Here is a 16,406-nt window from a genome sequence, read left to right as displayed (position 1 = left end):
GGGGACGCGCTTTGCAGGGGGACACCAGGTCCGGAGCCGGGACGGACGGAGCGACATCGTGAAGAAGACACTCACTGCGGCGGCCATCGGTGCCATGGCGGCACTGACGGGCGGCGCCCTGGCGGGTTGCTCGGTGTCCACTCCGGCGCCGGCGGAATCGGTCCAGCCAACGGCGTCACCGTCTTCGCAGACCCGGGAGGCGGCAACCAGCAGCCCCGGCGCTGCCGGCACCGGAAGCCAGGGCGCCACGGCAACTGGAACCAGGGAGGCCTGCGAACTCTTCAACAGGCTGGTGGCGGACTACGCCGCTGTTTCGCCCACCGACTCCAAAGGCTACGAGGACGTGTACCTGAAGGCCCAGGACGCAAAGGACACCGTATCCGGGGACCTGCAGGGCCTGTTCGCCTCGCTCAGCCTGTTGGCCATCGACCGCTCCTCCGCGGCCGGGTCCGGGGGCAAACCGGCCCAGGAATCCCAGGACGCGGTCCGGGATGCCGTCTTCGCGAACTCCGCGGCCTGCACGGCCGAAGGCGTGACGCTTCGGCTCTAGGTGATTCGGAACCGTCTGAACGGGAGCCGGAAGCCGGGTGCTTGCAATCCGGCCGGATGTGGGGTAGACACGTAGGTTATTTTGCCGTATCGTAGATATTTGCGTCTTCCCTGTTTACCTTCAGCCTTCATATAGCGGTGGGCTTTGCCTGGCAGCTGGCAATCAACGTGCCGTAACAACGGTCACAGCATAGTCAGTCCAGGCCCCGGGTCATATAGCGGAACCGGATGGTAGCGCTGCGGAGTCACTCCGCAGGGTGCACAGCGGGGGAGATCTGAAAACGCCTGAAGGTCTGTGGAAGGATCCCTCTTGGTCGCCTCGAGCACCTCTAATAACGAAACCGCTAACACTGCCGACAGCACTGATGGTGCCACTCGCCGGCTCTCATTCGCAAAGATTCACGAACCTCTCGACGTTCCGAATCTGCTTGCCCTGCAGACGGACAGCTTTGACTGGCTGGTCGGCAATGAGCGCTGGCAGGCACGCGTGGCAAAGGCTGTCGAAGAAAACGATCTCAGCGTCGCCACCACGTCCGGCCTGTCGGACATCTTCGAAGAGATCTCCCCGATTGAGGACTTCCAGGGCACCATGTCCCTGAGCTTCTCCGATCCGGAGTTCGCTGACCCCAAGTACACCATGGCCGAGTGCAAGGACCGGGACGCAACGTACTCGGCTCCGCTGTACGTCAAGGCCGAGTTCATGAACAACAACACGGGCGAAATCAAGCAGCAGACCGTGTTCATGGGTGACTTCCCGCTGATGACCGAGAAGGGCACCTTCGTCGTCAACGGCACCGAGCGTGTCGTCGTCTCCCAGCTGGTCCGTTCGCCGGGCGCCTACTTCGAGCGCGCCGCTGACAAGACCAGCGACAAGGACATCTTCACCGCGAAGATCATCCCGTCCCGCGGTGCATGGTTTGAGCTCGAGATCGACAAGCGCGACCAGGTCGGTGTCCGCCTCGACCGCAAGCGCAAGCAGTCCGTCACCGTCCTGCTGAAGGCCCTTGGCTGGACCGAAGGCCAGATCCTCGAAGAGTTCGGCCAGTACGACTCCATGCGGGCAACCCTGGAGAAGGACGCCACCGAAACCCGCGAAGACGCCCTGCTGGACATCTACCGCAAGCTGCGTCCGGGCGAGCCGCCCACCGTCGAGGCTGCCCAGTCCCTGCTGGACAACCTGTACTTCAACTCCAAGCGCTACGATCTGGCCAAGGTTGGCCGTTACAAGATCAACCGCAAGCTGGGCATCGACCGCTCCCTTGGCGACAAGGAAGCCTCCGTCCTGCACGTTGAAGACATCGTTGCCATGATCAAGTTCCTCGTCGCGCTGCACGCCGGCGAGAAGACCATCAAGGGCACCCGCGATGGCCAGGAAGTGGACCTGCGCGTCGAGATCGACGACATCGACCACTTCGGCAACCGCCGCATCCGCGCCGTCGGCGAGCTCATCGAGAACCAGGTCCGCACCGGCCTGTCCCGTATGGAGCGCGTTGTCCGCGAGCGTATGACCACCCAGGACGTCGAGGCCATCACGCCGCAGACCCTGATCAACATCCGCCCCGTGGTTGCAGCCATCAAGGAGTTCTTCGGAACCTCCCAGCTGTCGCAGTTCATGGACCAGAACAACCCGCTCTCGGGCCTGACCCACAAGCGCCGCCTGTCGGCCCTTGGCCCCGGTGGTCTGTCCCGTGACCGCGCCGGCATGGAAGTCCGTGACGTGCACCCGTCCCACTACGGACGCATGTGCCCCATCGAAACCCCTGAAGGCCCGAACATTGGCCTCATCGGTTCGCTGGCTTCCTACGGACGCATCAACCCGTTCGGTTTCATCGAGACCCCGTACCGGCTGGTCAAGGACGGCGTCGTGTCCGACGACGTCCAGTACCTGACGGCCGACGACGAGGCCGAGGTCCTGATCGCACAGGCCAACGCCCCGCTCGACGAGAACAAGAAGTTCGCCGAAGAGACCGTCCTGGTCCGTGCCCGCGGTGGTGGAGGCGAGCCGGTCCTGGTTCCCGCCGGGGACGTCGAGTTCATGGACGTCTCCCCGCGCCAGATGGTGTCCGTGGCTACCGCCCTGATCCCGTTCCTGGAGCACGACGACGCCAACCGTGCACTCATGGGTGCCAACATGCAGCGCCAGGCTGTGCCGCTGGTCCGTTCCGAGGCCCCCTTCGTGGGCACCGGCATGGAGCGCGCCGCCGCCGTCGACGCCGGTGACGTTGTCATCGCCAAGAAGGCAGGCGTGGTCACCGAGGTTTCCGCCGAGCTCGTCATCATGCTCAACGACGACGGCACCGAGACCAACTACCGCATCAACAAGTTCGCCCGCTCCAACCAGGGCAACTGCTACAACCACCGTGTCCTGGTCAACGAAGGCCAGCGCCTGGAAGTTGGCGGCATCATCGCCGATGGCCCGGCAACGGACCAGGGTGAACTCGCACTGGGCAAGAACCTGCTCGTGGCATTCATGTCATGGGAAGGCCACAACTTCGAGGACGCCATCATCCTCTCGCAGCGCATCGTTGCCGAGGACGTCCTTTCCTCCATCCACATCGAGGAGCACGAGATCGATGCCCGCGACACCAAGCTTGGTGCCGAGGAAATCACCCGTGACATCCCCAACGTGTCCGAGGAAGTCCTTGCAGGCCTGGACGAGCGCGGCATCATCCACATCGGTGCCGAGGTTGAAGCAGGGGACATCCTGGTTGGAAAGGTCACCCCGAAGGGTGAAACCGAACTGACCCCGGAAGAGCGCCTGCTGCGCGCCATCTTCGGCGAGAAGTCCCGCGAAGTCCGCGACACCTCCCTGAAGGTTCCCCACGGCGAGTCCGGCACCGTCATCGGTGTGCGCGTCTTCGACCGCGACAACGACGACGAGCTGCCCCCGGGCGTCAACCAGCTGGTCCGCGTCTACGTGGCCGCCAAGCGCAAGATCACCGACGGCGACAAGCTCGCCGGCCGCCACGGCAACAAGGGTGTTATCTCCAAGATCCTTCCGATCGAGGACATGCCCTTCCTTGCCGACGGCACCCCCGTTGACATCGTCCTGAACCCGCTGGGTGTTCCGGGCCGTATGAACGTGGGCCAGGTGCTCGAAACGCACCTCGGCTGGGTTGCCAAGACCGGTTGGAAGATCGAAGGCGAGCCCGAGTGGGTCAAGCAGCTGCCCAACCTGCCGCGCGAGAGTGGTCCCACCACTGTTGCAACGCCGGTGTTCGACGGTGCCCGCGAAGAGGAAATCACGGGCCTGCTGGATTCCACCAACGTGACCCGCGACGGTGACCGCCTGATCAACTCCTCGGGCAAGACCCGCCTGTTTGACGGCCGCTCCGGCGAGCCGTTCCCGGATCCGATCTCGGTCGGCTACATGTACATCCTGAAGCTCCACCACCTGGTGGACGACAAGATCCACGCGCGCTCCACCGGCCCGTACTCCATGATCACGCAGCAGCCGCTGGGTGGTAAGGCACAGTTCGGTGGCCAGCGCTTCGGTGAAATGGAAGTGTGGGCGCTCGAAGCTTACGGCGCCGCCTACACCCTCCAGGAACTCCTCACGATCAAGTCCGATGACATCCACGGTCGTGTGAAGGTCTACGAAGCGATCGTCAAGGGCGAGAACATCCCCGAGCCGGGCGTTCCCGAATCCTTCAAGGTCTTGATCAAGGAAATGCAGTCGCTGTGCCTGAACGTGGAAGTGCTTTCCACGGACGGAACCACAATTGAAATGCGTGACTCTGATGACGCAGTCTTCACGGCTGCGGAAGAACTGGGCATCGATCTGTCTCGCGCAGAGCCCAGCTCCGTAGAAGAGGTCTAGCAGGCGGGCGTACGACGGCGGGTGCCCACCCGCCGTCGTACCCCACCTCCCTCATTCCGCACCAAGACTTCAGAATTTAGAGAACAAGAGAGAACAGGGACCATATGTCCAGCGAATCCTCCTTCGGCCTCATGCAGATCGGCCTCGCCACCGCGGAAGACATCCGCGGCTGGTCTTACGGCGAGGTTAAGAAGCCGGAAACCATCAACTACCGCACGCTCAAGCCCGAGAAGGACGGCCTCTTCTGCGAGAAGATCTTCGGCCCGTCCCGGGACTGGGAATGCTACTGCGGCAAGTACAAGCGCGTGCGCTTCAAGGGCATCATCTGTGAGCGCTGTGGCGTTGAAGTCACCCGCGCCAAGGTCCGCCGTGAGCGCATGGGCCACATCGAACTGGCCGCCCCCGTCACGCACATCTGGTACTTCAAGGGTGTTCCGTCCCGCCTGGGCTACCTCCTTGACCTGGCCCCGAAGGACCTCGAGAAGGTCATCTACTTCGCTGCCTACATGATCACCAGCGTCGACGAGGCTGCCCGCCACGAGGAACTGCCCAACCTGCAGGTTGAGCACGACATCGAGAAGAAGCAGCTGATCGACAACCGCGACGCCGACATCGCCGCGATTGCCCGCGACCTCGAAGGCGAAATTGCGCGCCTCGAGGGCGAAGGCGCCAAGGCTGCCGACAAGAAGAAGGCCCGCGACTCCGCCGACCGCCAGATGGCCAACGTGCGTAAGCGTGCCGACGCCGACATCGAGCGCCTCGAGCAGGTCTGGGACCGCTTCAAGAACCTGAAGGTCGCCGACCTCGAAGGTGACGAAGGCCTGTACCGCGAACTGCGCGACCGCTACGGCATGTACTTCGAAGGCTCCATGGGCGCCGAAGCCATCAAGAAGCGCCTTGAGAACTTCGACATGCAGGCCGAGTCCGACCTGCTGCGCGACATCATCGCCAACGGCAAGGGCCAGCGCAAGACCCGTGCCCTCAAGCGCCTGAAGGTGGTCAACGCGTTCCTGACCACCAACAACAGCCCGCTCGGCATGGTTCTCGACGCCGTCCCGGTGATCCCGCCGGAACTGCGCCCCATGGTCCAGCTGGACGGTGGCCGCTTCGCCACCTCCGACCTCAACGACCTGTACCGCCGCGTGATCAACCGCAACAACCGCCTCAAGCGCCTGCTTGACCTGGGTGCTCCGGAGATCATCGTCAACAACGAGAAGCGCATGCTTCAGGAAGCTGTTGACAGCCTCTTCGACAACGGCCGCCGCGGCCGCCCGGTCACCGGACCGGGCAACCGTCCGCTGAAGTCCCTGAGCGACATGCTCAAGGGCAAGCAGGGCCGTTTCCGCCAGAACCTCCTCGGCAAGCGCGTCGACTACTCCGGCCGTTCGGTCATCGTCGTCGGCCCGCAGCTGAAGCTGCACCAGTGTGGCCTGCCCAAGCAGATGGCCCTCGAGCTCTTCAAGCCGTTCGTGATGAAGCGCCTGGTTGACCTCAACCACGCGCAGAACATCAAGTCGGCAAAGCGGATGGTGGAGCGCTACCGCCCGCAGGTCTGGGACGTGCTCGAAGAGATCATCACCGAACACCCGGTGCTGCTCAACCGTGCACCTACCCTCCACCGCCTGGGCATCCAGGCCTTCGAGCCCCAGCTTGTTGAAGGCAAGGCAATCCAGCTGCACCCGCTGGTTTGTGGCGCGTTCAACGCCGACTTCGACGGCGACCAGATGGCAGTCCACCTGCCGCTGAGCCCCGAGGCGCAGGCTGAGGCCCGCATCCTGATGCTGTCCTCGAACAACATCCTGAAGCCCTCTGACGGACGCCCGGTCACCCTGCCTTCGCAGGATATGATCATCGGCCTGTACCACCTGACCACCAAGCGCAAAGGTTCGGCGGGCGAAGGCAGGATCTTCTCCTCCGTTTCGGAAGCCATCATGGCCTTCGATGCACGCGAGCTGCACCTGAACTCGCAGGTCAAGATCCGGCTCGAAGGGTTCGTTCCCTACGCAGGCTGGGAGGCTCCGGAAGGCTGGGAGCCCGGTCAGCCGGCGCTTGTCCAGACGTCCCTGGGCCAGGTTGTGTTCAACCAGACCCTGCCCGAGGACTACCCGTGGGTCGAGGCTGTTGCCGACAAGGGCGAACTGTCCCGGATCGTCAACGACCTCGCCGAGCGCTACCCCAAGGTTGTCACCGCCGCAACGCTGGACAACCTGAAGGATGCCGGTTTCTACTGGGCCACCCGTTCGGGCGTCACCGTCGCCATCTCCGACATCGAGGTTCCTGCTGCCAAGCCGGAAATCCTTGCCGGGTATGAGGAACGGGCCGCCAAGATCCAGGGCCAGTACGACAAGGGCCTGATCGACGACGACGAGCGCCGCCAGGAACTGATCGAAATCTGGAACAAGGCAACCAATGACATCGCCTCGGTGATGCGTGAGAGCCTGTCCCCGATGAACACCATCAACCGCATGGTGTCCTCCGGTGCACGTGGTAACTGGATGCAGGTCCGCCAGATTGCGGGTATCCGTGGCCTGGTGGCCAACCCTAAAGGTGAGATCATCCCGCGTCCCATCAAGTCCTCCTACCGCGAGGGCCTGTCGGTGCTGGAATACTTCATCGCCACGCACGGTGCCCGTAAGGGCCTGGCCGATACCGCACTGCGTACGGCCAACTCGGGTTACCTGACCCGTCGTCTGGTGGACGTCTCGCAGGACGTCATCGTCCGTGAAGAGGACTGCGGCACCGAGCGCGGCCTGGTCACGCCCATCGCCGTCGCCGACTCCAACGGTGAGCTGGTCCTGGACGAGAACGTCGAGAACAGCGCCTACGCACGTACGCTGGCTGTCGACGTCGTGGACTCCGAGGGCAACGTCCTCGCGGCCGCCGGCACCGACTGCGGCGACGTTGTCATCGCCGAGCTCTTCAAGGCAGGCATCACCGAGGTGAAGGTCCGCTCCGTACTCACCTGTGAGTCCAGCGTCGGCACCTGCGCCCTGTGCTACGGCCGTTCGCTGGCCACCGGCAAGACCGTGGACATCGGCGAGGCCGTGGGCATCATCGCCGCACAGTCCATCGGCGAGCCCGGTACCCAGCTGACCATGCGTACGTTCCACACCGGTGGTGCTGTTTCCGCCGGCGGCGGCGACGACATCACCCAGGGTCTGCCCCGTATCCAGGAGCTCTTCGAAGCCCGTACTCCGAAGGGTGTTGCCCCGATTGCTGAAGCAGCCGGCCGCATCACCATCGAAGAGTCCGAGCGCCAGATGCGCCTGGTCATCACCCCGGATGACGGAACGGAAGAGATCGCGTACCCGGTTCTCCGCCGTTCACGCCTGCTGATCGAAGACGGCGACCACGTGGCCGTTGGCCAGAAGCTGATCAACGGCCCGGTGGACCCCAAGCAGGTCCTGCGCATCATGGGCCCGCGTGCGGCACAGAAGTTCCTGGTGGACGAGGTCCAGGGTGTGTACCGCAGCCAGGGCATCGGCATCCACGACAAGCACGTCGAGGTTATCGTCCGCCAGATGCTGCGCCGCGTCACGGTCATCGAGTCCGGCGAATCGGACCTGCTGCCCGGCGAGCTCGCCGAGCGCAGCCGCTTCGAGGATGCCAACCGCCGTGTTGTGTCCGAGGGCAAGACTCCGGCTTCCGGACGTCCTGAGCTCATGGGCATCACCAAGGCGTCGCTGGCCACCGAGTCCTGGCTGTCCGCAGCTTCCTTCCAGGAGACCACCCGCGTCCTGACGCAGGCGGCCATGGAAGGCAAGAGTGACCCGCTGCTGGGCCTGAAGGAAAACGTCATCATCGGTAAGCTGATCCCGGCCGGCACGGGCCTCCCGCGCTACACCGAGGTCACCGTGGAGCCCACTGAGGAAGCGAAGGCCAACCTGTTCACCGGCCCCAGCGCGTTCAGTGACTTCTCGTACGACACCTTGGGCGGTGACGGAGCTCCAGAGTTCCACGCCATCCCGCTGGATGACTACGATCTGGGCAACGACTTCCGGTAACCACTGAGGTTGACGCCTGACGAAGGGATGGTCCCGCACCGCAAGGTGGGGGACCATCCCTTCCGTTTAACCCGTCGATTAAGGCATGGAGCCTGTCCATGCTAGACTGGTTACCAATTGTTATTGTGGCAGTGGATGAGTGCGCCGGTATCAGCTGAAAGGCTGGGCCAGAGCGACGTTTCCGGTTTGCAGGGTTCTTGTGCAACGTATGCCACATTTTTGCATGCCTAGGGAACTGCAGGAATGTACGTTTCGCCCCGGTGTGCGATCCGACTATTAAGGCTTCGCCTTCGCCGCCATGGAGATTCCCTTCAGGGCCCGGGCGGCGGGGCAACGCAACAGGAGAGTGGCCGGAAACAGCCACTCCGGATAAAACGGAGAACACGAGAGTGCCTACGATTAACCAGCTGGTCCGCAAGGGCCGCACGCCTAAGGTCTCAAAGACCAAGGCTCCCGCGCTTAAGGGCAGCCCCATGCGCCGCGGTGTTTGCACCCGCGTCTACACCACCACCCCGAAGAAGCCGAACTCGGCTCTGCGTAAGGTGGCACGTGTGCGCCTCAACGGCGGCGTGGAAGTTACCGCCTACATCCCCGGTGTTGGCCACAACCTGCAGGAGCACTCCATTGTGCTCGTTCGCGGTGGTCGTGTGAAGGACCTCCCGGGTGTCCGCTACAAGATCGTCCGTGGCGCCCTCGATACCCAGGGTGTGAAGAACCGTAAGCAGGCCCGCAGCCGCTACGGCGCAAAGATGGAGAAGAAGTAATATGCCTCGCAAGGGTCCGGCCCCCAAGCGGCCGCTCGTTTCGGATCCGGTATACGGTTCCCCGCTGGTAACCCAGCTCATCAACAAAGTGCTCGTTGACGGCAAGAAGTCCACGGCAGAGCGCATTGTCTACGGTGCACTCGAAGGCGCACGCGCCAAGTCCGGCGGCGACCCCGTTGCAGCCCTGAAGAAGGCCATGGACAACGTCAAGCCTTCGCTCGAGGTCCGCTCCCGCCGCGTCGGTGGCGCCACCTACCAGGTTCCGGTTGAGGTCAAGCCGGGCCGCTCCACCGCACTCGCCCTGCGCTGGCTGGTTGGCTACTCCAAGGCCCGCCGTGAAAAGACGATGACCGAGCGCCTCCAGAACGAAATCCTGGATGCCTCCAACGGTCTCGGTGCCGCTGTGAAGCGTCGCGAAGACACCCACAAGATGGCCGAGTCCAACAAGGCCTTCGCACACTACCGCTGGTAATACTCCCCGGACGCCGCCGGCTCGATCGAGCCGGCGGCGAACGCGTAGTCCATCCCAAAAGGAGACCCCGTGGCACAGGACGTGCTTACCGACCTTAGTAAGGTCCGCAATATCGGCATCATGGCCCACATTGATGCCGGCAAGACCACCACAACCGAGCGCATCCTGTTCTACACGGGTGTGAACCACAAGATCGGCGAAACGCACGACGGCGCTTCGACCACCGACTGGATGGAACAGGAAAAGGAACGCGGCATCACCATCACGTCTGCCGCCGTGACCTGCTTCTGGGAAAACAACCAGATCAACATCATCGACACCCCCGGCCACGTGGACTTCACGGTTGAGGTTGAGCGCTCCCTGCGCGTCCTCGACGGTGCAGTTGCCGTGTTCGACGGCAAGGAAGGTGTTGAGCCGCAGTCCGAGACCGTTTGGCGCCAGGCTGACAAGTACAACGTCCCGCGTATCTGCTTCGTCAACAAGATGGACAAGCTGGGCGCAGACTTCTACTTCACCGTAGACACCATCATCAGCCGCCTCGGTGCCAAGCCGCTGGTCATGCAGCTGCCCATCGGTGCCGAGAACGACTTCATCGGCGTCGTGGACCTGCTCTACATGCGCGCTCTGGTGTGGCCCGGCGATGCCAAGGGTGACGTCACCATGGGTGCCAAGTATGAGATCCGCGAGATCCCTGCTGACCTCCAGGAAAAGGCCGAGGAGTACCGCGCGAACCTCGTTGAGACCGTCGCCGAGTCCTCCGAGGAACTCATGGAGAAGTACCTCGAGGGTGAAGAGATCTCGATCGACGAGCTCAAGGCCGGCATCCGCAAGATGACCATCAACTCTGAGCTCTACCCGATCTTCTGTGGCTCCGCCTTCAAGAACCGCGGCGTGCAGCCCATGCTCGACGCAGTTGTTGACTACCTGCCGAACCCGCTCGATGTCCCCCCGATGGTCGGCCACGATCCTCGCGACGAAGAGAAGGAACTGACCCGCAAGCCTTCTTCCGAAGAGCCGTTCTCCGCACTGGCCTTCAAGATTGCTGCGCACCCGTTCTTCGGCCAGCTCACCTTCATCCGCGTGTACTCCGGTCACGTGGAAGCAGGCGCCCAGGTGGTCAACTCCACCAAGGGCAAGAAGGAGCGCATCGGCAAGCTGTTCCAGATGCACGCCAACAAGGAAATGCCTGTTGAGGGCGCTACCGCCGGCCACATCTACGCAGCCATCGGCCTGAAGGACACCACCACGGGCGACACCCTGTGCGACGCGTCCAACCAGATCGTCCTCGAGTCCATGAGCTTCCCGGAGCCCGTGATCTCGGTTGCCATCGAGCCGAACACCAAGGGTGACCAGGAGAAGCTCTCCACGGCCATCCAGAAGCTCTCCGCTGAGGACCCCACCTTCCAGGTGTCCCTCAACGAAGACACCGGCCAGACCATCATCGCCGGCATGGGCGAGCTCCACCTGGACATCCTGGTGGACCGCATGCGCCGCGAATTCAAGGTCGAGGCAAACGTGGGCAAGCCCCAGGTTGCCTACCGCGAAACCATCAAGCGCGCTGTCGAACGCCACGACTACACGCACAAGAAGCAGACCGGTGGTTCGGGCCAGTTCGCAAAGATCCAGATCGCGATCGAGCCGCTGGACACCGCCGAGGGCGAGCTGTACGAGTTCGAGAACAAGGTCACCGGTGGCCGCGTTCCCCGCGAGTACATCCCGTCTGTTGACGCGGGCATCCAGGACGCACTGAACGACGGCGTCCTGGCCGGCTACCCGGTTGTCGGCATCAAGGCCACGCTGATTGACGGCGCGTACCACGATGTTGACTCTTCGGAAATGGCGTTCAAGATCGCTGGCCGTATGGCTTTCAAGGAAGCTGCACGCAAGGCGAACCCTGTTCTGCTCGAACCGCTGATGGATGTTGAGGTCCGCACCCCTGAGGAATACATGGGTGAAGTTATCGGTGACCTCAACTCCCGCCGTGGCCAGATGCAGTCCATGGAAGATGCACAGGGCGTCAAGGTCATCCGTGCGCACGTTCCGCTGTCCGGCATGTTCGGCTACATCGGCGACCTGCGCTCCAAGACCCAGGGCCGTGCTGTGTACTCCATGACGTTCAACAGCTACGCCGAGGTCCCGAAGGCAGTTGCCGACGAGATCATCCAGAAGACCCGCGGCGAATAGTCCCCGGACTTCTCAAAGCAACAAACTCGGGTGCGCTGGCCGGTAACGGTAAGCACAGCCGGTGCAGGTGGCCGGGGCACGGTCGGATTCGTCCGGTCAAGCCGGTCCCCGGCCATCTGCACGAACAGGATCTTGGGACTAGTATTAGTTCCTGAATCTGCAATTTCACCAATCCAAAGCCCCCCAAGTAGACTTACCTGAGTTTCTGCCGCGACAAGTGCGGCAGGAGGGTATGTCATTTGAAAACGTTCTAGGAGGAACCTGTGGCAAAGGCAAAGTTCGAGCGGACTAAGCCGCACGTCAACATCGGCACCATTGGTCACGTTGACCACGGTAAGACGACGCTGACGGCCGCCATTTCCAAGGTGCTGTACGACAAGTACCCGACTCTCAACGAGAAGCGTGACTTCGCGTCGATCGACTCTGCACCCGAAGAGCGTCAGCGCGGTATTACCATCAACATCTCCCACGTGGAGTACCAGACCGAGAAGCGTCACTACGCACACGTTGACGCCCCCGGCCACGCTGACTACATCAAGAACATGATCACCGGTGCTGCACAGATGGATGGCGCAATCCTCGTGGTTGCCGCTACCGACGGCCCGATGGCTCAGACCCGCGAGCACGTTCTGCTTGCCCGCCAGGTTGGTGTTCCCTACCTGCTGGTCGCGCTGAACAAGGCTGACATGGTCGATGACGAGGAACTCCTCGACCTCGTCGAAATGGAAGTTCGTGAGCTCCTCAGCTCGCAGGGCTTCGACGGCGACAACGCTCCGGTTGTCCGCGTTTCAGGCCTGAAGGCCCTGGAAGGCGACCCCGAGTGGGTCAAGTCCGTTGAGGACCTGATGGCTGCTGTCGACGAGTCCGTTCCGGACCCCGTACGTGACCGCGACAAGCCGTTCCTGATGCCGATCGAAGACGTCTTCACCATCACCGGCCGTGGCACCGTTGTTACGGGCCGCGCCGAGCGTGGAACCCTCGCCATCAACTCCGAGGTCGAGATCGTCGGCATCCGCCCGGTCCAGAAGACCACGGTTACCGGTATCGAGATGTTCCACAAGCAGCTCGACGAAGCATGGGCCGGCGAGAACTGTGGCCTGCTGCTCCGCGGTCTGAAGCGCGACGATGTCGAGCGTGGCCAGGTTGTCGTCAAGCCGGGTTCCATCACCCCGCACACCGACTTCGAGGCCAACGTCTACATCCTCTCCAAGGACGAAGGCGGACGTCACAACCCGTTCTACTCCAACTACCGCCCGCAGTTCTACTTCCGCACCACGGACGTAACCGGCGTTATCACCCTGCCCGAGGGCACGGAAATGGTTATGCCTGGCGACAACACTGAGATGACCGTTGCGCTCATCCAGCCCATCGCCATGGAAGAGGGCCTCGGCTTCGCAATCCGCGAAGGCGGCCGCACCGTTGGTTCGGGACGCGTTACCAAGATCATCAAGTAGTACTTGCTGATCAAGGATCTGCCGGGTCAAGGCCCACGCTGAATCCATAAGAAAGCCCCGCTGCTCCAAGCAGCGGGGCTTTCTTTTGCCCATTTTTAGGCTGTTCCGCGGGATGCTGCGGCCACCGGCCGCTGGTAGTGTTGCAGCACGGAAAGGAGATCAACATGGGGTGGCTTATCTTCCTGATCATCGCGGTTGCTGTGGTAGCCGGTGTGTTCTGGGTCAGAAGGAATTTCCGGCATGAGATTGACCGGACCAAGCGGATCAACAGGGCCAACAAGAAGCGTTAGCAGGGGGCAGCAGCATTTGGTGCTGGCACGCCTTATTCCTACTTTTCGGTATACCTAAATTCGCGCTATCCTCGTCTTATTGACGACCGCAACGACGAGGACACGCGATGGCAGTTTCAACAATGACGGCGGAGTCCGCCCCCACGAGGGGCTGGTCGCGCCTCCTGCTGCTTGGTCCGGCCTTCGTGGCCGCCATTGCGTACGTGGACCCGGGGAACGTGGCGGCGAACCTGACGGCCGGGGCTAACTTCGGGTACCTCCTCGTTTGGGTTTTGGTTGCTGCCAATGCCATGGCCGTCCTGATTCAATACCAGTCAGCCAAGCTCGGCCTCGCTACAGGAATGAGCCTGCCGGAGATTCTTGGCAATCGCCTGGGCACCAAGCGGCGCCGTGCCTACTGGGTGCAGGCCGAGATTGTTGCCGGAGCCACGGACATGGCGGAAGTCATTGGCGGGGCCGTGGCGCTCAATCTACTCTTCGGTTTGCCCCTGCTGACGGGCGGAGTCATCATCGGCGTGGCCTCCATGCTGCTGCTAACACTCCAGTCGCGCCGGAGCCAGAAGTCCTTCGAGCTTGCCATCCTGACCCTCCTCGGCGTCATCGCAATCGGGTTTGTCTCGGGCCTGTTCGTCGCGCCGCCGGATGCGGGCGGCGCCCTTGCCGGTCTTGTGCCGCGGTTCGAGGGAACCGATACCGTCCTGCTCGCAGCCAGCATGCTCGGGGCTACCGTCATGCCGCACGCCATTTACCTGCACTCAGCGCTGGCCCGGGACCGTCACGGCTTCTCGAAAGATCCCGCGGTCAGGACGCGGTTGATCCGGGCTACCCGCGTGGATGTCGTCGGAGCCCTGCTGCTTGCTGGGATCGTCAATATCGCCATGCTGCTGCTGGCCGCAACCAGCCTCCGCGGGGTGGAGGGAACCGACACCATCGCCGGTGCGCACGCAGCGGTGACGTCGGCACTGGGGCCGGTTATCGGCGTCGCCTTCGCTGTGGGGCTCCTGGCATCTGGCCTGGCGTCCACCTCGGTGGGGTGCTACGCCGGGGCCACCATCATGGGCGGCCTGCTGAAGGTGCGGATTCCGCTGCTTATTCGCCGGACTGTAACCCTGATCCCGGCGTTGGTTGTCTTGGGTGCCGGTGTTGAACCCACACTGGCCCTGGTCCTCAGCCAGGTCCTCCTGAGTTTCGGTATTCCGTTCGCGCTCATTCCGCTGATCCGCCTCACCGGCAGTCGCAAGGTGATGGGCATCCACGCCGACTCGAAAGCGCTGCGGATGGCCGGTTGGACCAGTGCCACTCTGATCGTGGGCCTGAACTGTGTGCTGATCTTCCTTACAGTGCTGGGACGCTAGAGAGCGCCGACCGCTGGGCCGCTAGTCCTGCCGGTGGCCCCGCGCCCGGGAGAGCGCCTGGTACCAGTAGAAGGACCGTTTGGGAGTCCGCTCCAGCGAATCGAAGTCCACATGCACCAGGCCAAACCGCTGGGAGTAACCGGCCGCCCACTCGAAATTGTCCATCAGCGTCCACACGTAGTAGCCGCGCAGGTCAACGCCCTCCGCAATGCCCCCCGGGGCAGTGGCCTCCAGTGCCGCCCCGAGATGCGTCGCGAGGTACTCCACCCGGTCCGTATCCTCCAGCGTCTCCGAGACACTGTCAGGTTCGGGGAAGCTCGCCCCGCCCTCCGTGATGTACACCGGCGGGAGGGCCTCCCCGTAACGGTCCCGCATTTCCTGCAGCAGGATTCCCAGATGGTCGGGCGCCACCGGCCAGCCGAATCCGGTACTGCCGAACTCCGCGTAGCCCACCTCGTGGAAGGGCAGCTTGGCCATCTCCTTGTGCATATCGGCAGGCATGGGCGTGATGCCCGGGCCCAGGGCCACCTTGACCGGGAAGTAATAGTTGAGCCCGTAGAAGTCCAGCGGCTGGTGGATGGTGCGGAGGTCGGCATCGGAGATTTTGCCGAGGGAGCGCAACCACGGCTTCGCGTACAAGGGCAGGGTGGGGTAGCGGCCCAGCAGGACGGGGTCGGCGTAGATCCTGTTCGCCAGCAGGTCGTACAGATGCGCCACCAGCCGGTCGCCGATCTTCCGGCTGGCGGGCCGGACGGGCGAGTGCAGGTTGGTCAGGCCGATGCCGCCCGCAACTCCGGCGGCCCGCAGCGCCTGCACCCCGAGCCCGTGCGCGAGGAGCTGGTGGTGGATGGAGGGAAGGGCGTTAAACATCAACCGGCGCCCGGGTGCATGCACCCCCAGGGCGTATCCGTTGAGGGTGACCGAGACCGGTTCGTTGAGGGTGACCCACTGATCCACCCGGTCGCCGAACCGCTCGCCGGCGGCCCGGGCGTAGTCGCCGAACCTTTCAGCAGTGTCGCGGTTCAGCCAGCCGCCACGGTGTTCAAGGGGCAACGGGGTGTCCCAGTGGTAAAGCGTGGCCATGGGGGAGATGCCGGCATCAAGGAGCTGGTCGATCAGGCGGTCGTAAAAGTCCAGGCCCTCGGCGTTGAATCTGCCCCGGCCGTCAGGCTGGATGCGTGGCCAGGAAAGCGAGAACCGGTAGGAGTCCGCGCCCAGTTCCTTGAGCAGCGCAACGTCCTCCGGCAGCCTGTTGTAGTGGTCGCACGCCACCGCGGGGGAGTGCCCGTCCATGATGGCGCCGGGCTTCTCCGCGAAGGCGTCCCACCCCGATGGTCCGCGGCCTCCGGCCTTCAGCGCGCCTTCGATCTGGAACGCCGCTGCCGCGACGCCAAGGGTGAACGACGGCGGCACGCGCCCGGCCAGTTCCGTCACCGATTCAGTGCCTTCGAGGGTCATGCCCCTATCATCCAGCCGGTTCCTTTCCACTGCAATGGGGCGTGAGGGGGACGGGT

At 63.3% G+C, this 16,406-nt stretch carries 10 protein-coding genes; 9 read left to right on the top strand and 1 reads right to left on the bottom strand.

What is annotated here, in order from left to right:
* Window positions 1–58: 58 nt before the first annotated feature.
* The 9 genes from ACTAQI_RS10395 (at window position 59) to ACTAQI_RS10355 (ending at window position 14,892) form a co-directional block, all read left to right on the top strand.
* Complete coding sequence (locus ACTAQI_RS10395) at window positions 59–550, top strand: hypothetical protein (protein WP_457950888.1); 492 nt, start codon at window positions 59–61, stop codon at window positions 548–550.
* Between the two features lie 309 nt (window positions 551–859).
* Entirely contained in the window at window positions 860–4,369 is a 3,510-nt protein-coding gene (rpoB, locus tag ACTAQI_RS10390; RefSeq protein ID WP_457950887.1) for a DNA-directed RNA polymerase subunit beta, read from the top strand.
* Window positions 4,370–4,473: 104 nt separating this feature from the next.
* The gene (locus ACTAQI_RS10385; protein WP_457950886.1) at window positions 4,474–8,373 is read left to right on the top strand and encodes a DNA-directed RNA polymerase subunit beta'; all 3,900 of its coding nucleotides are present in this window, start codon (window positions 4,474–4,476) and stop codon (window positions 8,371–8,373) included.
* A 389-nt stretch (window positions 8,374–8,762) separates the two neighbouring features.
* A complete protein-coding gene (gene rpsL / locus ACTAQI_RS10380) occupies window positions 8,763–9,137 on the top strand; it encodes a 30S ribosomal protein S12 (protein ID WP_009358312.1) in 375 nt (124 codons plus the stop codon).
* Window position 9,138: 1 nt separating this feature from the next.
* On the top strand, window positions 9,139–9,609 hold the full coding sequence (gene rpsG, locus ACTAQI_RS10375) for a 30S ribosomal protein S7 (protein ID WP_003803829.1): 471 nt from the start codon (window positions 9,139–9,141) through the stop codon (window positions 9,607–9,609).
* A 69-nt stretch (window positions 9,610–9,678) separates the two neighbouring features.
* Window positions 9,679–11,793 carry an elongation factor G gene (gene fusA, locus ACTAQI_RS10370; RefSeq protein ID WP_457950885.1) on the top strand — a complete coding sequence of 705 codons (2,115 nt, stop codon included), beginning with the start codon at window positions 9,679–9,681 and terminating at the stop codon, window positions 11,791–11,793.
* Between the two features lie 263 nt (window positions 11,794–12,056).
* Window positions 12,057–13,247: an elongation factor Tu gene (gene tuf / locus ACTAQI_RS10365; RefSeq protein WP_018760460.1), complete on the top strand. Its 1,191-nt coding sequence runs from the start codon at window positions 12,057–12,059 to the stop codon at window positions 13,245–13,247.
* 164 nt (window positions 13,248–13,411) lie between these two features.
* On the top strand, window positions 13,412–13,537 hold the full coding sequence (locus tag ACTAQI_RS10360; RefSeq protein ID WP_457950884.1) for a hypothetical protein: 126 nt from the start codon (window positions 13,412–13,414) through the stop codon (window positions 13,535–13,537).
* A 107-nt stretch (window positions 13,538–13,644) separates the two neighbouring features.
* Window positions 13,645–14,892 carry an Nramp family divalent metal transporter gene (locus ACTAQI_RS10355; RefSeq protein WP_457950883.1) on the top strand — a complete coding sequence of 416 codons (1,248 nt, stop codon included), beginning with the start codon at window positions 13,645–13,647 and terminating at the stop codon, window positions 14,890–14,892.
* A gap of 21 nt (window positions 14,893–14,913) precedes the next feature.
* On the opposite strand, the gene ACTAQI_RS10350 is transcribed toward ACTAQI_RS10355, so the two are convergent.
* Window positions 14,914–16,350, bottom strand: a complete 1,437-nt coding sequence (locus ACTAQI_RS10350) for a GH1 family beta-glucosidase (protein ID WP_457950882.1) — start codon at window positions 16,348–16,350, stop codon at window positions 14,914–14,916.
* Window positions 16,351–16,406 lie beyond the last annotated feature (56 nt).

It is taken from the genome of Pseudarthrobacter sp. alpha12b, assembly GCF_054130495.1.
Note: the sequence above shows the minus strand (reverse complement) of the source record. Positions and strands in the feature narration are given on the sequence as shown.